Here is a 20,096-nt window from a genome sequence, read left to right on the forward strand (position 1 = left end):
TCGCGGGCATCGGGACTAGTCTCGATGGCTGGCCCACGACGAGGAGGTCCTGTGTTCCAGCCGCTGCTGGCATCCGCGACTCGTGCCGTTGAGAAACTCCGGGACATCGGTGAACCGCTGCCCGACGATCTGACCGACCGGCTGGCCGAAACGGCCGACGCCGCGAAGGTCGACGAACTGCTCCGCCCGTACGTCGTCGTCGAAGTCGAGATCGACGAGCAAGGGCTCACCGCCTGTACGCCGGGGGCCGCGCCGCCGCGGCTCGTCCAGCACGGCTGGCGGAGCTTCCTGGTCCGGGTCGCGAACCCGCACGGGCTGGTCGGCGACCTGTCCGCCGTCTCGAACCACGTACTCCAGAACGTCGACTTCCACAGCCATTCCGCGCGGATCGCGATGCCGGACACGCTGACCGTCGTACCGCGGATCGAGAAGAGCTGGCTGGAGGTGAAGCTCACCGGCGCGACCGATGTGTCCGGGGTGGACGTCGAGTACAAGGTGATCAGCCTGTACAGCCGCGACGACGGCACCCGGAGCGGTGAACTGATGTTCGTGATGGCCGTCGAGGAGGCGTACGAGAGCATCACCCGCGGGCCGCTCCGGAAGGCCTGGCAGCGGATGGGGTTCGAGTCCCGTCCGTACGCCGCGAAGTACGACTTCGAGTGCGCGCCCGCCCGCGACATCCGGCTCGACGTCCGGGAGCCCGACGGCAGCAGCACCGTGGCGACGTTGACGGTCCGCGATGCACAGCGCCGCGCGTACCCGTCGAAGGCGATGCGGCTGGCGCCGGACATGTTCTTCCATGACCACGTCTACCGGGCGACCGGTGAGGTGATCACGCTGCCGGCCGGTCGGTACGAGATCTCCGCGCGCCGCGGGCCGGAGTACCGCGAGGTACACCTTCAGGTCGACGTCGCGGCCGACACCGAGAAGCTGACGATCGACCTCGACCGGTGGACCGATCCGGCGGCGCACGGGTACTACTCGGGCGACCCGCACATCCACGCCGGCGGCTGCTCGCACTACAACGTGCCCTCCGAGGGCGTGACGCCGGAGACGATGATCCGGCACGTCCGCGGCGAGGGCCTGTGGATGGGCAGCGTGCTCACCTGGGGGCCGTGCTACTACCACCAGAAGCAGTTCTTCAGCGGTTCCTCGATCAGCCCGCGCGCCGAGCTCGAGCACCCGGCGATGCAGCAGGCGCAGGGGATGACCTGGGACCCGCAGGACACCGACCGCGACGGGCAGAGCCTGCTGCGGTACGACCTGGAGGTGTCCGGGTTCCCGTCGAGCCACTCGGGGCACGTCATCCTGCTCGGTCTCACCGACCAGGACTATCCGGGGACGCAGATCATCGAGGACTGGCCGTCCTGGAACCTGCCGGTGATGCGGTGGGGGCACGCGCAGAACGCGCTGGTCGGATACGCGCACTGCGGCCTCGGGCTCGCGGTCGACACCGACGAGCTGCCGAACTACCTCGTACCGGGGTTCCAGTCGATCGGGTCCAACGAGATCATCGTGGACGTACCGCTGGGGGCGGCCGACTTCCAGTGCGGCGCCGAGTTCACGCCTGCGGCCGAGCTGAACATCTGGTACCACCTGCTGAACGTCGGTTACCGCACGCTGATGCTCGGCGAGACCGACTACCCGTGCATCTACGACGACGGGCCGGGCGTCGGGCGCACCTACGTCCAGCTGCCCGAGCCGCCGCACGGTCCGCAGGCCCTGGAGGCGTGGCTCGGCGGGTTGAAGGACAGGGCGTCGTACTTCGGGGACGGCCGCAGCCATGTCTACGACTTCGCGGTGAACGGGTCGGCCTCGCGCGAACAGTCCGTCGAGGCTCCGGGTACCGCGCGCGTCACGGCGACAGTCGCGGCCTGGCTGCCCGAGGAGCCTCCGGCGGCACCGACGGCGGGACAGCCCGTGTACTCCGCGCCCGTCGGCTGGCACCTGGAACGGTCGCGGATCGGGCGGACCCGCAACGTCCTCGTCGAGGTGCTGGTGAACGGCGTACCGGCCGGGTCCCGGGAGATCGTTGCGGACGGCAACGAGCAGGCGGTGGAGTTCGACGTACGGCTGGAGCGGTCGTCGTGGGTCGCGGTGCGGATCCTGCGCAGCGTCCACACCCAGCCGGTCTTCGTCGAGATCGCCGGAGAGCCGATCCGGGCGTCCCGGCGCAGCGCGCAGTGGTTGCACGACTCCGTCGACGCGCTCTGGACGGCGAAGTCGGGCTTCATCCGCGAGAGCGAGCGGGCGGCCGCGCGGTCGGCGTACGACGAGGCGCAGGCCGCCTACCGGACCCGGCGCGACGAATGCGAGGTGGACTGATGGCGGGTTGCTGCGATCCGGTCGAGACGACCGCGCCGATCTCGGTGGTGATCAATCCGGAGGCGCGGGTGAACGTCGCCACCACCGGCAACCGGGTGCCGAGCCTGGCCGCCGGTGAGTGGCACACGATCGAGTTCCCGATCGTCAACACCGGCTTCGTGACCGGCCGGCTGGTGATCGAGACCGACCCGGTGCCGGGCGTAGAGCTGGACCTCCCGGTGCACGAACTGACCGGCGGGCCGACCCAGGACGGGACGCTCCGAGTGCGCTTCGACGGCCCGGCGGTCGTCGACGTGACGCTGCGCTTCCGGGCACTGGGGTCGCTCGGCGGGCTCGCCCTGCACAGTTCGCTGCACCTGATCCTCCGATCGCACCGGGCGCTGCTTCCGCTCGCCTGAGCATGTCGAGATCCCCCGCCCGGCTTCGACGTACTTGATGTGAACACGCTGACGCTGGTCTTCGGTACGACGGGGTTGTACTGCCTGTGGCGGCTGGCGACCGGGCGCGGGCGGGGGATCGAGGTCTTCACCGACGTGAACCACGTCGTGATGAGCGCCTCGATGCTGGCGATGCTGTGGTTGCCGTCGGGCGGTGTCGCGCGCTGGGTGCAGGTGGTGGCGTTCGGGGGAGCGGCGATCGTGTTCCTCCAGCACCTGGCGAGGTCGGCCGAGGTCGCCGCACGGGCCGGCGCGCTGATGCACGCGGCGATGAACCTCGGCATGGTCTGGATGCTCACCACGATGCCGATGACGCTGCGGACCTGGACGGGGATGCTGAGCTGGGTCGTCACCGGCTCGCTCGCCCTGGCCGCGGGCTGGTGGGCACTGCGCGCCGCCCGCTGCTCAGGGCACCGGCTGATGTGCTGTTGCCACGCCCTGGCGACCGGCGGAATGGTGGTAATGCTGGCGATTATGAACCCGATTATGTGAAACTGGTTTCACGCCGTTCTTCATCGTGAATTCAAACACGACTGGACGGCCCGATCGCGAGCGTCGGGGTGCTGAAGTGCTCGCCCGGGGCGTGGTCCGCGGCCGCCATGCTCGCGGCGCCGAGCCGGCCGAGCTCCATCAGTTCGAGGTCGACCGAGGTCAGCTGTCGTGATCCGTCCTGGTCGACGACCGTGCCCTCCCAGTTGTCGACGCCGACGAGTGCGACGTCGTCGGGAATCCGGACGCCGGCCGCCGCGCAGGTCTCCATCGCACCGAGCGCGATGTGGTCGTTGCCGCAGAACACCGCGTCGAACATCGCACCCGACTGCAGCAGCTCGGCCATCGACGCGGCACCGCACACCCTGGTCCAGTCGCTGCGGGTGATCGGCCCGACCGGCTCCAGCCCGGCGGCGGTCAGCGCGTCGGTCATGCCGGCCAGCCGGCGTTCGGCCGCGATGCTGTTCTGCGGGCCGCCGAGGTGGGCGATCCGGGTGTTGCCGGTGTCGAGCAGGTGCTGCGTCGCCAGCCGCCCCGCCTCGCGGTTGTCCGGTAGGTAGAGCACGTCGTTGGGGTCGCTGGACGCGGTGAAGATGTATCGCACCGGCACGTCGAAGTTGTGCGTCAAGGACGGTGACGTGTGCTCGTGGCCGTCACCGATGACCAGCAGGCCGTCGATCCGCCGCGCCCGCAGCTCGCGCAGGCTGTCGGACATCGCCTTGCTCTCCTTGACGTCGCCGTCGTACACGAGCGCCGCCTGGTTCTGCGCGCCGAGCTGCAGGATCGCCCCCATCGCGACCGGCTGGGCGAACGTGTTCTTCGCGCGGTGCGTGAGGACGCCGATGGTCCCGCTGCGGCCGGACGCGAACGACCGGGCCAGCGCGTCCGGGCGGAAGTCGAGCCGCTCGGCGGCGACCCGGACGCGTTCCCGGGTGGCCTCCGAGATGCGCGTGTTGCCGTTGAGAGCCTTGGACGCGGTCGCCAGTGACACGCCCGCGACCGCCGCGACATCGCTCAGGCGGACACTTTTCTCTCTCGGCACGCCGAAAAGCATATCCCGTTGCCGAGGCCTTGACGGAAGGCCCGAACAGAACGGATGCTTCGGCGAAGTGTGAAACCGCTTTACCACCTCATCCGGGAGGCAGTTCACCATGATTAACCGCCGGACATTCCTCAAACTTTCCGCCGCCGCGACCGCCGCCGTACCGCTGGCCGCGCTCACCTCGCAGACCGCGTCCGCCGCGACCACGCTGACCGCGTGGGGCGTTTGCGGGCACCCACCGTCGATCGACGACACGTCGTACCCGGCCGACGGGGTCTGGGACCAGCTCGCGCTGGCCGCGTCCCTCGGCGTGTCGTACTACCGCGTCGACTTCATGATCCCGACCACCGACAGCGCGTCGACCGACTGGACCTGGTACGACGCGGTCGTCGCCGCGGCCCGCGCGAACGGCATCCAGCTGATGGCGATCCTGACCGTGCCGGACGCGATCGCCGACGCCGGCAACGGCTGGATCCAGAGCCAGGTGTCGATGCTCGTGACCCGGTACGCCGGCCAGATCCCGCTCTACCAGATCCAGAACGAGATGGACGGCGTCGCGATCAACGGGCCGGGCGTCGACGGGTCCTCGATCAACGACTACAACCCCGATGTGTACGGCCCGGTCCGGGACCGGATGTGGGCGATCTGCGACGGCGTACGGGCGTCGGACTCGCAGGCCGGGCGGGTCGTGAACATCACCTGGAAGCACACCGGGTTCCTGCAGTTGCTGAACAACGACGGCCTTCCGTACGAGGTCAACGGCCTCGACTGGTACTGGGGCATGGAGGACCTGATCGCCGTACTCGAGGTGATCAACCGGTTCCAGCAGCGGGAGATCCTGCTCACCGAGCTGAACATCACCGGCGGGACGCAGTCGTCGTCCGAAGCGGAGCAGGCGGACTACATCGCCACCGCCGTGCAGACGCTCCGGGCGTCCGCGCCGGACAAGGTGCACGGCGTCTACGTGTACGAGCTGCTCGACCAGCCGGCCTGGGACGACTCCCAGGCGCACTACGGCCTGGTGAACGTGAACCCCGACGGCAGCTGGGGGGATCACAAACAGGCCTTCGACACCTTCCACCAGATCATCACAGGTTGACGAGCCGAGTCGGAGACAACGCAATGAAACGCAGAACGTTCCTCAGCGTCAGCGCCGCTACCGCAGTCGTCCCGTTCACCGCCGGCCGAGCGGTGGCCGCGCCCGCGGCCTCGACTCCACGGCAGGCCCTGGCCGCGTCCAATGTGTTCGTGGTGCCAGATGTGCCGCGGCTGGTCGTACCGAACGTCGAGCCGGGGGAGAACGCCGGGATCACGGTCACGGTGCCCGGCGGCGACCGGGCCTGGTCGGGGACTGCGCGGGCCGGGACCACTGTCGTGGTGCCGGTCGGGACCGGGTACTTCGACGTCAGCTACGAGTTCGCCGGACAGTCGGTGACCGACACCTTCTGTGTGTTGAGCAAGATCGCCGGGGTCGTGCCCGGTCTGGGGGTGAACACGCACTTCGGGTTCGGGCCAGACCCGTGGGATCCGAACGTGCTGGCTCCGATGGTCGCGGCGGCCGGGATCGCGACCGTGCGCGACACCGAGGAATGGTGGGGCGCCGAGCCGACCAAGGGCACGTACGACTTCACGCTCTACAACACGTACCGCGACGCGCTCCGGCAGCACGGGCTGACCGACCTGCCGGTGCTGAGCTTCAACAACGCCAATTACGACGGCGGTGCGACACCGTACACCGACGCGGGCCGCTCAGGGTTCGCGTCGTACGCGGTCGAGCTCGTCAGGCAGAACCCGGACGTCGCGGCCGTCGAGGTGTTCAACGAGTTCAACATCCCGACGTTCGGTGCCCGTGGCAACAGTCCGGCGAACTGCCGCCCGGACTACTACTTCCTGTTGCTCAAGGCCACGGTCACGGAGCTGCGCAAGCACTACCCGCACCTGAGATACGTCGCGCCCGCGACGGCCGGCGTACCGCTCGACTGGATGAAGGTGGTGTTCGACAGCGGCGGCCTGGACTACATCGACGGGGTGTCGATCCACCCGTACAACTACCCGGCGTCGCCGGATTCGCTCGCCCAGCAGATCCGCAGCGTGGCGACCCTGATCGAGTCGTACGGCGTGCAGCGGGACATCTGGATCTCCGAGCTCGGCTGGCCCGCCGGTACGGCGCATCTCGCCGTCGACACGCGGTCCCAGGCGGCGTACGCCGTCCAGGGTGCCGCGGCCGCGTATGCCGCGGGCGTGACGGACTTCTTCTGGTACGACTTCATGAACGACGGCACGAATCCGGGCGAGACCGAGCAGAACTTCGGCATGGTGACGATGGTGCAGGGCGGCGCGAGCCGTCCCAAGCCGGCGTACGTCTCCTACGCCAACCTGGCGCGGCAGCTCTCCGGGGTCAAGAAGAGTGGTCTGAAGCAGGACTCGCCGGCTGCCGGGGTGAGCCGCGTAGTGATCCCGAACGGGCCTATGACGACCTGGATGCTCTGGGCGGACTCGTCGACGGCGTTCGGCATCGACGCCTCCAGGTCGGCGACCTTCACCGACGCGTACGGCGAGACCGCGCACGTCGACGGCGAGCTGTCCGTGACGGTTGGGAAGGAGCCGGTGTACGTGTCGACGACCGGTGCCATCGCCGTGGCGCCGACGGTGCGGCATCAGCTCACGGCACGGGAGACCAAGCGCGGCGAGGATCTCGTCGGATTGTGGATTGTTGACAATACGGCAGGGACGTCGACGGCTGCCGCGAAGCTCTCCGCGGGCGGGCAGGTCGTTGCGTCGGTCAAGGTTCCGGCCGGGGCGAAGCGGAGTACCGAGGTCTCGTTCGGGACGGTGTCCGCGGTCGGGTGGCGGACGGTGCACGCCTCGGTCACGGAGGCGGGTGCCGTGGTCGGCAAGCTCGTCGCCGACTACCAGGTCACCGAGCCGCTCGAGCTCGCGGTGCAGCACGTCCTGAGGGACGGCACGGACCAGTTGCGCATCCGGGTCGCCAACAGCAGCAGCGCCGCGCAGAGCGTGCCGACGATCGCGTGGACGGTGGGCTCGGCGCAGGGCTCGGCGTCCGATGTCGCGATCGCAGCCGGCGCGGTCGACGAGCGTTTCATCCCGCTCAGCAGCGGGACGACGTACAGCGTGACCGCGACGATGAGCGACGGTACGCCGCTGACGGCGAGCGGTACGGCCGTCCTGGTGGCGGCCTCCGACCTGCACCACGTCGCGAATAAGACGATCGCGATCAACGGCGTGAACCAACTGACGGGTACGACGCCTACCGGTACGTCGAGCGAGGGCACCGTGCAGGTCACCGGGTACAACGGCCCCCAGGACCTGTCGTTCGACTTCTGGGTCACGCATGACGCCGACCGGCTCTACCTCACGATCGAGGTCACCGACGACGTCCACCACGCCACCGCGGGCGGGGACCAGATCTGGCAGAACGACTCGCTCCAGTTCGCCGTCAGCTCCGGTACGCCGGGCGAAGCCGCCGGCTGGAACGAGATCGGCGCGTCCCTGGTCGGCGCCGACATCGACACCTGGCGCTGGTCGGGCCCCGGCACCGGTCCGCTTCCCGCGGGCGACGCCGCGATCACCCGCGCCGGCACGACCACGACGTACACCGCCGGCGTCGCGTGGACCGACCTCGGCATCGACCCGACCGGCAACCTGATCAGCGTCTCACTCCTCGTCAACGACAACGACGGCCAAGGCCGTAAGGGCTACATCGAATGGGCCTCCGGCATCGGCAACGGAAAGGACTCGGCCCTCTTCAAGGCATTCGTGCTCGACGCCTGAGCCTCAGGGGCGGACGTGGATGACTGTTTTGCCCTTGGTGCGTTCGGTGGAGTTGAAGGTGGCGACGGCTTCGTCGAGCGTGGCCACGGTGCCGATGTTGGTGCGGAGGCGGCCGTCGCGGACGCGTTGGACGATCTCGGTCAGCTGGGCGCGGTCGGCCTCGACGACGAAGTCGATCGCGAGGCCGTCCGCGGGCCGGGACTCGACCGGGCCGACGACGGTGACGAGCGTGCCACCAGGGCGAATCAGTGCCGCGGACTGCTTCTGGACGTCGCCGCCGATCACGTCGAACACCAGGTCGACGCCGCCGACGTCCGCCAGCTTGTCGTTGCCGAGGTCAACGAACTCGTGCGCACCGAAGTCCAGCGCCTTCTGCCGGTCGGCGGTGCGTCCGGTGCCGATGACGTAGGCGCCGGCCTCGCGCGCGAGCTGCGTCACCATGGTGCCGACCGCTCCGGCCGCGCCGTGCGCGAGCACGGTCTGCCCCGCGCGCAGCCGGCCGTGGTCGAACAGTCCCTGCCAGGCGGTCAGCCCGGAGATCGGCAGGCTCGCACCCACGGTGAAGTCGACGTCACCCGGCAGCGGCGCGAGGTTGCGCGCCTCGACGGCGACGTACTCGGCGAGCGTGCCGTCCCGATGCCAGTCGGTCAGCCCGAACACCCGCTGCCCGATCGACAGCCCGGTGGTCCCGTAACCGAGACCGGTGACCACCCCGGCCATTTCGTGGCCGAGGATCGACGGCGACCGGTCGCGGTCGGCGCGGTCGGTCCAGGTCGACGGCCAATCGACCTCGGTCGGGACGTATCCCGACGCGCGGACCTCCACGACGACGTCGTTGATCGCTGCCGGCGGCTCGGGGCGCTCGGCCAGCGTCATCCCGGCCGTTCCCGCGGCCTGGTCCGTCACCACGATCGCCTTCATCAGGAACCTCCCACGATTGGACTATTTCGTCCAGAACGATACACCCTGCAGTGCTCGGGCGGTAGCGTTGGGATCGTGACTCGAGGAACCGCGGCGGACGCCCCCTCCCGCCGCCTGACGTCCCGCGGCCTCGCGACCCGGGCGCGCATCGTGGAAGCGGCCGCGGACCTGATGTACGTCCGTGGCGTCAACGCGACCACCCTCGACGACGTCCGGGCGGCGAGCGGCACCAGCAAGTCACAGCTCTACCAGCACTTCGCCGACAAGGACCAATTGGTCCGAGCCGTGGTCGTGCTGCGGGCCGGACAGGTCCTCGAACGCGAGCAGGGCTACCTGGAACGGCTGCGTTCGTTCCGCGGCCTGCTGCGCTGGCGGGACGCTTTGGTCCAACGCAACGCCCTGCAGAACGGTGCGTACGGCTGCGCCCTCGGCTCGATGGCCAGCGAACTGTCCGACCAGGACGACGAGGCCCGCACCACTCTGGCCGAGACCTTCGCGGCGTGGACCGGCCTGATCGCCGCGGGCCTCCGCCGGATGCAGATCAGCGGCGCCCTCGCCGAAGCAGCCGACCCTGACAAACTCGCTGTCGGCCTGATGGCAGCCCTCCAGGGCGGCTACCTCCTCGCCGAGACCCAGCAGGACATCGCCCCGATGGAAACCGCCCTCGACATGGCCCTCGACCACATCCGCTCGTTCCTCACGAAGTGAACACGTCCCGGCCGAGGGCTTGTGCGGGTCAGTAGCTGAGGTAGTTGCGTTGGGTGGCGATGTGGTCGGCGATGTATTTCGCGTCGTGCCAGACGCCCCAGATGAAGCTGGAGCCGCGGCGGGAGAGCCAGGGGAGGCCTACGAAGTAGACGCCGGGTTCGGTGGAGACGCCGCGGCGCTGGCGGGGGCGGCCGGACTCGTCGAACGCGTCGACCTGGAGCCAGCTGTAGTCGGTGGCGTAGCCGGTGGCCCAGAGGATGCAACTGATGCCGGACAGGTCGAGTTCGAGGAGGGGATCGGTGACGGCCTCCGGGTCGGGGCCGAGGCTGCGGGCCGACGGTTCTTCGGGGAGGTCGAGGCCGTTGCGCTCGACGTACGCGTCGGCCTGGTCGAGCAGGGCCAGGTAGTTCTCGTCGCCGCGGGCGATGTTCTCGCCGAGGTCGTTCGCGAACCGCAGTACGCCGTCCTGGTACGACGCGGTCATGCCGACCAGCTGGATGCCGCTCGAGGCCAGGGCGCGGAAGTCGACGGTGTGGCCGCCGTTCGCGCCGCTGACGGCGATCGTGACGTGCTCGGCCCCGGCCGGCGGGGTCTCCAGGTCCCAGAGGCCGAGTACGCCGAGCCACCAGCAGAAGTCGCGTCCGAGGAACCGATGCGCTCCTGGCTCGTACGCGAGGTCTTCCCGGGCGAGGATGTCGAAGGCAACGAACTCTCGGCGATCGAGCGCGCCGTCCACCAAACCGTCTACCACGTGAGCGGAACGTGCGGCATTGGCGTCGCCGAACGTGCCGCCGACCTGATCCTGGCATCGATCAGGAATCGAGAAGCGAACGCGGGCCCGGCTTCCTAAATTGGAGGCATGACAACTCTTGACAGTGTGGTTCTGGAAGCAACCGACGTCGCAACGACCGAGAAGTTCCTGGTGGACGCCTTCGGGCTCGCCGGCCAGGTGCGGGTGCGCGAGTCGGCCGCCGAATCGGCCGGATTCCGCGGCTTCACGTTGTCGCTGACGGTGGGGCAGCCGAGCACGGTCACCAGCCTGTTCGACAGTGCGGTGGCTGCCGGCGCGACGGTGATCAAGCCGGTGACCAAGTCGCTGTGGGGGTACGGCGGTGTTCTCCAGGCGCCGGACGGGACGATCTGGAAGGTGGCGACCTCGGCGAAGAAGGAGACCGGTCCGGCGACCCGGGCGATCGATTCCGTCGTACTGCTGATCGGCTGCGAGGACGTTGCTGCGAGCAAGAAGTTCTACGTCGACCACGGACTGACCGTGGGCAGGAGCTTCGGCCGCAAGTACGTCGAGTTCGAAGGCGACGGACAGGTGAGGCTGGGACTCTACGGACGCAAGGCGCTCGCCAAGGATGCCGGCGTACCGATGGAGGGGACTGGCTCGCACCGGATCGCGCTCGCCGCGGACGGGAGCGACTTCACCGACCCCGACGGGTTCTCGTGGGAGTCCAGCTAGGCCCGGTGCGAAGGCGGTTGCATCCGGCAACGGTGATGCCGCTGAGCGGCGGATGGTCTGGTGGACCTGCCTGGCGCACGGATCCAGGCTGAGTCCGGACGCCGGGGCCCAGGTGCCGGTGTGCAGGCGGGTCAGCGGGTGTGTGGTCGGTGGCCGGGTTCCTGATGCGGCGGCTGCTGGACGGTCGGGATCACCGGCGGCGGGAGGGTCGCGACCTCGTGCTGCTCGAGTTCGAACTGCGCGACCGTGTCGGCGTACGTCGGGATCCCCTGGGGGAAGTTGCGTTTGCCATTGCCGTCGAGGCGGAGCGCGGAGGTGAGGTCACCGACGGTGGCCCGTCGCCACGCGCTGATGTTCGGCTCGCGGACCCCGAAGCGGCGTTCGAGGAACTTCAGCGTCGAGGTGTGGTCGAAGACCTCGCTGCACACCCAGCCGCCCTGGCTGAACGGCGAGACGACGATCGTCGGGACGCGGAAGCCCAGCCCGATCGGCCCGGCGATACCACCGGACGCGGCGGGCAGCGGCGACACCGTTACGTACTCGTCGGGTGTGCCGGGCGGCGGGACCGGCGGTGCGACATGGTCGAACCGGCCGTCGTTCTCGTCGTACGTGATCACGAACATCGTCTTCTGCCACACCTCGGGCGTGGAGGCGAGGGCGTCCAGGATCGTCGCGATGTACTCCGCACCGCCGGCGACCAGGTTGTTCGGTCCTTCGGCGCCCTCGGGTAGGCCGTACACGTTCGGCAGGTACTGCGCATCCAGCCAGGTGACCGACGGCAGTTCGTCGCGGCGGATGACGTCCGCGACCATCGCCGGGGAGTACCGCACCATGCCGTTGTCGTACAGCGGGTCACCCGGCTTGGACTCGGCGAAGTTCTTGAACCAGCCGTGGCCGGTGTCGTACGGGTTGGCGGTGAAGTACTTCCAGCTGACACCGGCGCGCTGCAAGCGTTCCGGGTACGTCGTCCAGGTGTAGAACTCCTTCGGTGCCGCGCTGTCCAGGACCGGGCCGTTCCCGAGCCCGTGCGGGTCGAGGGTGCCGCTCATCGCCATCACCCGGTTCGGGTGCGTCGGGCCCATGACCGAGCAGTGGTAGTTGTCGCAGACGGTGAACGCGTCGGCGAGCGCGTAGTGGAACGGCAGGTCCTCGCGCGTCAGGTACCCCATCGTGAACGGCCCGTGCGCGCCGTCGCTCGCGGTGTGCTCGACGACCCAGTTGTCCATCGCGCCGTTGTTCCAGGACTTGTGCTGAACGTCCCACGCGTGCCCGGTGCCGTACGCCTTCGCGGAGTTCGTGGTCTTGGTGTTCTGCCGGAACGGAAGCAGGTAGCCGTCCGGATGATTCGGATCCGGCTGCCGGAACACCGACTCGCCGGACGGCAGCCGCATCGCGGTCGGGTCGTCGAACCCGCGGACCCCGCGGAGCGTGCCGAAGTAGTGGTCGAACGACCGGTTCTCCTGCATCAGGAAGATGACGTGCTCGATCTGCCGCAAGGACCGGAGCTCCGGCGCGGGCGCGGCCAGCGCCTTCTGCATCGACGTGGGCAGTGCCGTCACCGCCGCCGCCCCGGCAGCCGCGCCGAGCAGGCGCCTGCGGGTGATTCCCTGGGTTCGCTGCGAGTCCACCATGGTCTTCAGCAAAGACCGTGAACGATGCCCTGCGAAGGAAGCGGATGTGCAGTGCTGGTGAACACTCCCGAGCGTCCGGGTGGCGCGCACTCAGCTGCGTTTCAGGTTCGTCAGGGGAGCAGCGTCTCAAGATCGGGAAGTCGTTCGAACAGAGCGGGCAGGCCCCGTACGCCGTTGAGCGCCGACTCCTGCGACAGCGCGAGGTCCGGCCCGGTGCTCGCCTCCACGCCCGCGAGGCAACGGAGAATGTTCCACCGCGTATGGCCGAGCCAGCCGCCGATCATGAACACGAACCAGCTGGGCCCCGACGGCGGCAGTGTCCCGCCGCCGGCGACGTACCCGTCGAGGACCGCGCGGAAGACCGCAGGCTCGATGCTGTCCAGGCCCGGCCCCTTGGCGACGCTCAGCGCCGTCGACCCGAGCTCACCGGACAGGTCGAGCAGCCCCGACAGCTCCCAGTCGAGCAGCACCGGCCGCCCCTCTCGAGCGAGCAGGTTCCACGGCTGGATGTCCTTGTGGGTCAGTACGACGGGGCCCGGCCGCTCGCAGCTGTCGACGAAGCGCGCAATCGCGAGGAAGGTCTCGACCCGCGAAGCAAGCTCGTCGGCCCAGGGCTGGCCGGTTGCCCTGGCCCGCTCGGCGAGCTCAGCCCAGTCCCACGCCGTCGGTTCGTCGGCCACCCCGTGGGTCCACTCGACGTCGAGCGCATGGATCCGCGCGAGGATCTCGCCGATCTCGAACGCGAACGCCTCCGATACCGGCGCTTCGGGCACCTTCTCACCCTCGACCCACCGATGGACGAGCACGCCGCGATCGGCCGAGACCGGCTCCGGCATCGGAATGCCGGCCGCGAACGCCGCCCGCTCGAACCGGAACACGTCATCCACGTGATAGGTCACCCGCCGGTCGGCCAGGTTCAGCTCCTTCACCGCGAACGACCCTTGCTCGGTGTCGAGCCGGTACAGGCGATTCGCGTACCCACCACCAACTCGCACCATCGGCCCGACCGGCACGCCGAGATGCTCGAGCCCTGAAGTCATACTCACCTTTCCGGGTTGGTCGTACGCCGCGCGGATCGTCTGGAGGAACCTCGGCAGCCTACATTCCCCGGCCCTGAAGAGCCCCCGTCAACGAACCGCGGAAACTTCGGCGGATACCTCGACGGGGGCTGACGGTCGATCAGGCGGCGGGCGGCATGAGGACGCTGTCGATCAGGTAGACGGTGGCGTTGGCGGTCTTCACGCCGCCGCAGATCACGTTGGCGCCGTTCACCTTGAGGGCGTCGCCGGAACCGGTGACGGTGACGTCCTGCTTCTCCACGGTCGGGTGCTTGCCGACCACCGCGGTCGGGTCCAGTTGCCCGGCGACCACGTGGTACGTGAGGATCTTGGTGAGCAGGGCGTTGTCGGTCTTCAGCGTGTTGACGGTCGCGGCCGGGATCTTCGCGAACGCGGTGTCGACCGGCGCGAAGACGGTGAACTCGCCGCCGTTGAGGGTCGAGACCAGGTTGACCTTCGGGTTGAGCTTGCCGGACACCGCCGCGACGAGGGTCTTGAGCATCGGGTTGCCGGAGGCCGCGGTGGCCAGCGGTGCGGCGGCCATGCCGTCGATCGAGCCGGCGCCGGTCGGGTTGGCCTTCGCGTACGCCGCGCAGCCCGGGCCGACCATTCCGCCGGCGGCGTTGCTCGCCGACGGGGTCTCGCTGGTGGTCATGCTCGGGCTGTCGGCAGGCGCCGAGGACGAGGTACTGGTGGAAGGCGAGCTGCTCGAGTTGTTGTCGCTGCTGCCACCGCAGGCCGCGGTGGTGAGCAGCAGAGCTGCGGCGGTGGTGGCGAAGCCCGCACGGACGATCTTTCGGGACATGACGATCTCTTTCCTGATGGGAAACGCGAGCGGCTCCGCTCACCTGACAGCCGTCCTTCGGCGCCATGGACGTGCCGGATGGGTGCCGTCGGCAAAGTCTTCGGACCCATCTGCGGCAGGGCCTGTACCGAACCGGCACCATGAGTGAGACCGGGAAGCGACGTACCGCAGGTGCCCTGGGCGGATTGATCGCGGCCGGAGCCGCGCTCGGGCTGGGCTATCTGGCCGCTGAGCTGTCCGGCGGTCCCTGGCCGGTCGATGCGGTCGGGGTGCAGGTGATCGACTGGTCGCCGGGCCCGGTGAAGGACTGGGCGGTGCGTGAACTCGGGACTGCCGACCGACCGCTGCTGCGGGTCGGCATCTGCGTCACGCTCGCGGTGGTCGCGGCGTTCGCGGGACTGCTGGGCAGCAGTGAGCATCCGCGGGTACGGCGCTCAGCGCCAGGTATCGCCGTCCTGGTAGGGGCCGTCGGCATCGTTTTTGCGATCACCAGCCGCTCCGCGACCTCGAACGTTCTGGTCCGGCTGATCCCGGCAACAGTGACCTTGATCGTTGCGGTGGCCGGCATGTACCTCGTGGTGGGCGCGCTGCGCCATCGGGACAGCGAAGTAGAGCCGGAGCAGCCCGGCGGGTTCGACCGGCGCCGGTTCCTGTTGACGGTGTCGGCGCTGGTTGTTGCAGGTGCAGGCGGTGTGGGAGTGTCGAGGCTGGTGTCGACGGGGACCGGGGAGGCGGCGCGGTCGACGTTCCGGGTTCCGCGTCCGACCGAGCCCGCGCCGGCGATACCCGCTGCCGCACAGGCGGACGTCGCGGGAGCGGCTCGTTTCGTGACGCCCAACGCGAACTTCTATCGGGTGGACACTCTGCTGGAGGTCCCACGCATCGATCCCCGGAACTGGGAGTTGCGCGTGCACGGGATGGTGGATCACGAGCTGCGGTTGTCGCTGGGTGATCTGGTGAGCCGACGGTTGATCGAGCGCGACATCACGTTGACGTGTGTCTCCAACGAGGTCGGCGGTCCGTACGTCGGCAACGCACGATGGATCGGCGTACCGATCGCTGACGTGCTGAAGGAGGCCGGGGTGCGCGCGGGCGCGGATGCGGTGCGGTCGACCAGTGTCGACGGGCTCACGATCGGTACCCCGTTGAGTGCGCTGACCGACGGGCGGGACGCGATGTTCGCGGTCGCGATGAACGGCGAGCCGCTGCCGTTCACACACGGCTTCCCGGTGCGGATGGTGGTGCCCGGGCTGTACGGCTACGTGTCGGCGACGAAGTGGATCGTGGACTTCGAGGTCACGCGCTTCCAGGACTTCACCGCGTACTGGACCGAGCGCGGGTGGGCCGTCGAGGCGCCGATCAAGACCGCGTCGCGGATCGACGTGCCGAAGGGGTTCGCGACGATCAAGGCCGGCCCGGCGGTTGCCGCGGGTGTCGCCTGGGCGCAGCGGCGCGGAATCCGCAAGGTCGAGGTGCAGGTCGACGACGGCCCGTGGCAGCCGGCACAGCTGGCCGCCCAGGACACCGTGGACACCTGGCGTCAGTGGATCTTCCGCTGGAACGCCACGCCGGGCACGCACAAGCTGACCGTGCGGGCCACGGACGGAACCGGCCGGCTGCAGACCGCTGACCAGGCGCCCCCGCGCCCCAATGGTTCGAGTGGTCTCCACAACACCGTCTTCATGGTCGAGTAACCCGTCAGACCGGGCACTGAAAGTGGCGGAACTCTGGCGGAACTACTAGGGTGTCGGGTATGACATCCGCGGAGAATGCGGCGCGCGGGCGGCGGATTCCGGCCGGTTGGACGTCGGCGTACCCGCGGTCGCAGCGCGCCGAGCGTCTCGCCGGCGAGTTGCGCGACCAGATCCTGGCCGGACGTTTCGGCGAGGGTGAGCGCCTGGAAGAAGCCGTTCTCGCGGCGCGTCACACCGCATCCCGGAACACGGTTCGCGAGGCGCTGGAGTTGCTGCGGCGTGAGGGGCTGATCGAGCGAAGGCGTGGTGCCGGTACGACCGTGCGCGCGCCGAAGTACGGTCACGGTCTGGATCGGCTCACCGGGCTTGCCGAGGCGCTCGCCGGCTACGGCACGGTCCGCAACCGGGTGGTCTCCGCGGAAAGGTTGCCTGCGGCACCTGATCGCATCCTCGACTGGCTCGAGCTCGAACCGGGGTCCGGAGTTGTCCGGCTGGAACGCCTGCGGTTCGTGAACGACGAACCGTTGTCCTACGACATCTCGTACCTCCCGGCCGACATCGGAGTGCCGCTGCTGGACGCCGATCTGGTCACGAACGACGTCTTCGGCTTGATCGAGCAGACGAGCGGTCAGTCTCTCGGGCGCGCCGAGCTCACGGTCCATGCGACCAACGCCGAGCCGGATGTCGCCGCGCAGCTCGGGCTGATCACTGGCGCGGCGATCTTCACCATCGAACGGCTGACCCGGCTGGCCGACGACCGGCCGGTCGACTCCGAGGTGCTGCAGATCAGGGCCGACCGGTTCGCGCTCGAAGCCGTCGTGCACCGCGACCGGCGTGCAGACCTCCCCGGCAGGGCCAACTGAATGGGCGAGCTGACGCCGCTCGCCGGCCTGATGCTCGCGCTGCTGGGCCTGGCGGGCGGGATCGGCATCACCGCGATCGGCCCGGGCGGGGTGCTGCCCACGGTCGGCCTGGTCGCTCTGACCACGCTCACTCCCGCCCAGGTGGCGGGGACCGCGATCGCGACCCACGTGGCGACCGGAGCTGTGGGTACGGCGGCGTACGTCCGGTCCGGCCAACTGCGCGCCCCGCAGGCCCGGACGACAGCTCGACTGCTGGCCGGCACCGCCCTGATCGGAACCGTGGCCGGCATCATCGTCAACTCACTTCTGGCGCCGCACGTGTTCAGCATGCTGCTCGGCGCGCTGGTCGCGGCGGTTGCCGCCCTCGTGCTCGTCCGCGGCCGACGGCGTCGAGCGCGGGGTCATCCGTCGCGGACCGTTGTCGCCGTCATTGGTCTCCTGGTGGCCGTGACCGCTGGGATCGTCGGGATCGGCGGCCCGATGCTCACTGTGCCGCTGCTGGTCGCGGCGGGATGTGAGGTGCTCGAGGCACTGGCTGCTGCCCAGGCGCAGTCAGTTGTCATCGCCACGGTCGGGACGGTCGGCTATCTGCTCCAAGGCAGCATCGACTGGTTTCTCGCGGTGCTGATCGGCATCCCCGAACTCGCGGGCGTCCTCATCGGCTGGAGAGTCGCGCGTTCGCTGCCCACCCGGACGCTGCGAACTGCGATGGTCGTTGCCTTGTTCGCCCTCGCCCCGTACCTGGCCCTGCACTGAACCACCTCTCGTCGGGTCGAGTGACTTGGCTCAGTTTGGCCGAGGGGCAGGTTAGAAGTACCAGAAGGTGTACATGTGGTGGCTGTGGGTTGTTGCGTGGCGGGCGACTGTGGCCAGGCCTTTGACGGTGTAGTCGCTGTATGAGGCCGCTGCCGTTGACAGGGTCTCGGCGTCGGCGGCGGCCAGTGCGTGGGTGAGTGTGTCGGTGATCGTCAGCAGTGCGGCCTCGGTGACGCCGGCGCCTTCGTCGAAGATTTGGGTGATTTGTGCGCAGTGCCTGGGGTCGGCGGCAATGTCCTGGGCGTTTCGGCCGGTGAGGTGTGTTTCCAGGTCGGCCAGTACCTCGGGACGGAGTCCGTCGTCGTTGTGGGTGGGGGAACCCGGTAACAGGTCCCCGAGTCTCGCGATGGCGGTCTCGTCGTCCGGGGCCGCGAAGACTATGTTCATCTCTCCCACGAGCCCAGATTATGGTCAGAAGAAGAGAGGGTCGGCAATCCCCTGGACCTGATCCGGGCGCCGCAGGTGCTTCAGTAGCCAGGGAAGGCCGCGCGCAGAGTCTGCCAGGTGATCGGGCCGGTCAGGTCGGCCGAGTCCGGGGTGTGGTCCGCGTCGAGGCGGCCTGCGACCAGCCGTAGCCAGGCTTCGGCGGGCAGCGTCAGTGAACCGTCGGGCTGTTCTGCCGGAATTGGGTCGATGCTGACCGGGTCGGCCAGCCGCAGCGTGAACTTGGTCGCCGGGTTGGTCGTGGCGACCGTCAGCGTGGCCTCCTGGCCGTTCAGGTTGGCCGGTTTGGTGATCCAGCCCAGATTGCTCGTAGCGATGTCGAGCAGGTGCGGTACGGCGTCCCCGTCGAGGGTCGCCGCCGGATCGGCGATGCTGCGCACGTCCCAGGAGTGGTAGGAGAGCTCGCTGAGCCGCAGGCGTGCCACGGTCGCCACGTCTGCCGGTGCGGGCAGGTAGCCCAGATCGATCCGGAGGTTCTCGCGCTGGTCGCCGTCCAGTGACTCGAACAGGGTGGTGAGTTTCTGGTTCCAGGTGAGGAAGCCGGCAGCCTGCTCCTGGCGCGACGAGGAGTCCCAGCGCGCCCACACCTTCTGGTTGAAGTCGCTCTCAGCCGTCTTGCCGTCCAGTGCGAGCTGGATCGTGTTGGTCATGATCTCCGCGCCGCTGCCGAGGTGACTCAGCACGGTCGCGATGTCCCAGTTGCTCGCTGCTGACGGACCGGCCAGGGCTTCGTCGTCGAACGTCCGGACGAACTCGGCGAGCCGGTCGAAGCCGGTGCGCAGTGCGGCGATGACAGTATCGGCGTTGCTCAAGGTGTGCCTCCGCAAACAGGTCTCTTCTACTCTCAGGAACTTGAACCGCCTCGGCGTCCGCAAGATTCCTCCGGCTGCGGCGACAGAGCGACTCGGAGTCACGCCAGAGCGAGGAAGAGCTTTTCCATCTTCGTGACGTCGACGTCGCTGTCCGGTTCGGTGAGGCAGTGCTGGAGGCCGGTGCTCACGACGGCGTACCCGGCTCGTGAGAGCGCCTTGTTGACGGCGGCGAGTTGCGTGAGGACGGACTCGCAGTCCGCGCCTTCCTCCATCATCTTGATGACGCTGCCGAGATGTCCGTGGGCGCGTTTCATCCGGGCGACGATCGGCTTGACCTCGTCGGGTGCGAGGTCCATCAGAGTGCTTCTCCCTTGTCTTCGGTCCCTTCAGGCTACATCCCCCCGGGGGGATGTGTTAACCTCTCTTCATATCCCCCCGGGGGGATATCGACCGAACCTGAACAACCGCCTGGAGAAGGGAATCCCGATGCGGGAGATCGATACCGACCAGCTCGCCTCCGCGCTCGGTTCGCGCGCCACGGTGGTGGATGTCCGCGAGCCCCGCGAGTACGCAGACGGCCACGTGCCCGGGGCCGTCAACATCCCCATGGGCCGATTGAGCGACCGTCTCGACGAGATCGACCGGTCGGCGCCGGTCTATGTCGTCTGCGCCACCGGCAATCGGTCGTCGGCGATGACGGACTTCCTGACCGCGGCCGGCTTCGACGCCTACAACGTCGTCGGCGGCACCACCGCCTGGACCCGGTCCGGGCGCCTGACCCACAGCTGAGAGTC

The 20,096-nt window shown here is 68.9% G+C and carries 20 protein-coding genes; 11 read left to right on the plus strand and 9 right to left on the minus strand.

From position 1 onward, the window contains the following. Window positions 1–51 precede the first annotated feature (51 nt). The 3 genes from AB0M51_RS37540 to AB0M51_RS37550 are packed head-to-tail and all read left to right on the plus strand — an operon-like array spanning window position 52 to window position 3,254. A complete protein-coding gene (locus AB0M51_RS37540; protein WP_344190787.1) occupies window positions 52–2,325 on the plus strand; it encodes a CehA/McbA family metallohydrolase in 2,274 nt (757 codons plus the stop codon). Next, on the plus strand, window positions 2,325–2,723 hold the full coding sequence (locus tag AB0M51_RS37545; RefSeq protein ID WP_344190785.1) for a hypothetical protein: 399 nt from the start codon (window positions 2,325–2,327) through the stop codon (window positions 2,721–2,723). The genes AB0M51_RS37540 and AB0M51_RS37545 overlap by 1 nt, the downstream gene beginning before the upstream one ends. A 39-nt stretch (window positions 2,724–2,762) precedes the next feature. Continuing rightward, a complete protein-coding gene (locus tag AB0M51_RS37550) occupies window positions 2,763–3,254 on the plus strand; it encodes a DUF5134 domain-containing protein (RefSeq protein WP_344190783.1) in 492 nt (163 codons plus the stop codon). A 31-nt stretch (window positions 3,255–3,285) separates the two neighbouring features. Here AB0M51_RS37550 and AB0M51_RS37555 read toward each other — a convergent pair whose 3' ends face one another. Then, window positions 3,286–4,293, minus strand: a complete 1,008-nt coding sequence (locus AB0M51_RS37555; protein WP_344190781.1) for a LacI family DNA-binding transcriptional regulator — start codon at window positions 4,291–4,293, stop codon at window positions 3,286–3,288. 109 nt (window positions 4,294–4,402) lie between these two features. Here AB0M51_RS37555 and AB0M51_RS37560 point away from each other — a divergent pair, with 109 nt between their 5' ends. After that, window positions 4,403–5,392 carry a twin-arginine translocation signal domain-containing protein gene (locus AB0M51_RS37560; RefSeq protein ID WP_344190779.1) on the plus strand — a complete coding sequence of 330 codons (990 nt, stop codon included), beginning with the start codon at window positions 4,403–4,405 and terminating at the stop codon, window positions 5,390–5,392. Between the two features lie 23 nt (window positions 5,393–5,415). After that, window positions 5,416–8,085, plus strand: a complete 2,670-nt coding sequence (locus tag AB0M51_RS37565) for a sugar-binding protein (RefSeq protein WP_363753118.1) — start codon at window positions 5,416–5,418, stop codon at window positions 8,083–8,085. Window positions 8,086–8,088: 3 nt separating this feature from the next. Here AB0M51_RS37565 and AB0M51_RS37570 read toward each other — a convergent pair whose 3' ends face one another. Then, window positions 8,089–9,006, minus strand: a complete 918-nt coding sequence (locus AB0M51_RS37570) for an NADP-dependent oxidoreductase (protein ID WP_363753121.1) — start codon at window positions 9,004–9,006, stop codon at window positions 8,089–8,091. Between the two features lie 75 nt (window positions 9,007–9,081). Here AB0M51_RS37570 and AB0M51_RS37575 point away from each other — a divergent pair, with 75 nt between their 5' ends. Further along, window positions 9,082–9,714, plus strand: a complete 633-nt coding sequence (locus AB0M51_RS37575; RefSeq protein ID WP_363753124.1) for a TetR family transcriptional regulator — start codon at window positions 9,082–9,084, stop codon at window positions 9,712–9,714. Between the two features lie 28 nt (window positions 9,715–9,742). Here AB0M51_RS37575 and AB0M51_RS37580 read toward each other — a convergent pair whose 3' ends face one another. Further along, window positions 9,743–10,465: a hypothetical protein gene (locus AB0M51_RS37580; protein ID WP_363753127.1), complete on the minus strand. Its 723-nt coding sequence runs from the start codon at window positions 10,463–10,465 to the stop codon at window positions 9,743–9,745. Window positions 10,466–10,573: 108 nt separating this feature from the next. Between AB0M51_RS37580 and AB0M51_RS37585 the strand changes: the two genes are divergently transcribed. Then, a complete protein-coding gene (locus AB0M51_RS37585; RefSeq protein ID WP_363753130.1) occupies window positions 10,574–11,179 on the plus strand; it encodes a glyoxalase in 606 nt (201 codons plus the stop codon). A gap of 131 nt (window positions 11,180–11,310) precedes the next feature. Here the strand turns inward: AB0M51_RS37585 and AB0M51_RS37590 are convergent, their stop codons facing one another. The 3 genes from AB0M51_RS37590 to AB0M51_RS37600 form a co-directional block, all read right to left on the minus strand. Next, entirely contained in the window at window positions 11,311–12,810 is a 1,500-nt protein-coding gene (locus AB0M51_RS37590) for an alkaline phosphatase family protein (protein ID WP_363753133.1), read from the minus strand. A 110-nt stretch (window positions 12,811–12,920) separates the two neighbouring features. After that, window positions 12,921–13,850: a phosphotransferase gene (locus AB0M51_RS37595; RefSeq protein ID WP_363753136.1), complete on the minus strand. Its 930-nt coding sequence runs from the start codon at window positions 13,848–13,850 to the stop codon at window positions 12,921–12,923. A gap of 139 nt (window positions 13,851–13,989) precedes the next feature. Beyond that, window positions 13,990–14,673: a fasciclin domain-containing protein gene (locus AB0M51_RS37600; RefSeq protein ID WP_344190763.1), complete on the minus strand. Its 684-nt coding sequence runs from the start codon at window positions 14,671–14,673 to the stop codon at window positions 13,990–13,992. Window positions 14,674–14,813: 140 nt separating this feature from the next. Between AB0M51_RS37600 and AB0M51_RS37605 the strand changes: the two genes are divergently transcribed. From AB0M51_RS37605 to AB0M51_RS37615, 3 genes are read left to right on the plus strand one after another with little or no spacing between them, the layout of a single operon-like run. Beyond that, window positions 14,814–16,367: a molybdopterin-dependent oxidoreductase gene (locus tag AB0M51_RS37605; RefSeq protein ID WP_344190761.1), complete on the plus strand. Its 1,554-nt coding sequence runs from the start codon at window positions 14,814–14,816 to the stop codon at window positions 16,365–16,367. Between the two features lie 59 nt (window positions 16,368–16,426). Continuing rightward, window positions 16,427–17,230 carry a GntR family transcriptional regulator gene (locus tag AB0M51_RS37610; RefSeq protein ID WP_363753141.1) on the plus strand — a complete coding sequence of 268 codons (804 nt, stop codon included), beginning with the start codon at window positions 16,427–16,429 and terminating at the stop codon, window positions 17,228–17,230. Further along, window positions 17,231–17,986, plus strand: coding sequence for a sulfite exporter TauE/SafE family protein (locus AB0M51_RS37615; protein WP_363753144.1), 756 nt, complete (start codon window positions 17,231–17,233; stop codon window positions 17,984–17,986). It begins immediately after the preceding gene. 51 nt (window positions 17,987–18,037) lie between these two features. Here the strand turns inward: AB0M51_RS37615 and AB0M51_RS37620 are convergent, their stop codons facing one another. The 3 genes from AB0M51_RS37620 to AB0M51_RS37630 all read right to left on the minus strand — a co-directional run bounded on the left by AB0M51_RS37620 (window position 18,038) and on the right by AB0M51_RS37630 (window position 19,658). Continuing rightward, window positions 18,038–18,442, minus strand: coding sequence for a hypothetical protein (locus tag AB0M51_RS37620; protein ID WP_344190755.1), 405 nt, complete (start codon window positions 18,440–18,442; stop codon window positions 18,038–18,040). Window positions 18,443–18,513: 71 nt separating this feature from the next. Next, window positions 18,514–19,302 (minus strand): maleylpyruvate isomerase family mycothiol-dependent enzyme, encoded by a 789-nt coding sequence (locus tag AB0M51_RS37625; protein WP_363753147.1) that lies wholly within the window; start codon window positions 19,300–19,302, stop codon window positions 18,514–18,516. 98 nt (window positions 19,303–19,400) lie between these two features. Beyond that, the gene (locus AB0M51_RS37630) at window positions 19,401–19,658 is read right to left on the minus strand and encodes a metal-sensitive transcriptional regulator (RefSeq protein WP_363753150.1); all 258 of its coding nucleotides are present in this window, start codon (window positions 19,656–19,658) and stop codon (window positions 19,401–19,403) included. Window positions 19,659–19,788: 130 nt separating this feature from the next. Here AB0M51_RS37630 and AB0M51_RS37635 point away from each other — a divergent pair, with 130 nt between their 5' ends. Next, complete coding sequence (locus tag AB0M51_RS37635; protein ID WP_363753154.1) at window positions 19,789–20,091, plus strand: rhodanese-like domain-containing protein; 303 nt, start codon at window positions 19,789–19,791, stop codon at window positions 20,089–20,091. Window positions 20,092–20,096 lie beyond the last annotated feature (5 nt).

This window comes from Kribbella sp. NPDC051137, assembly GCF_040682535.1.
In the GTDB taxonomy this organism is placed as follows: domain Bacteria; phylum Actinomycetota; class Actinomycetes; order Propionibacteriales; family Kribbellaceae; genus Kribbella; species Kribbella karoonensis.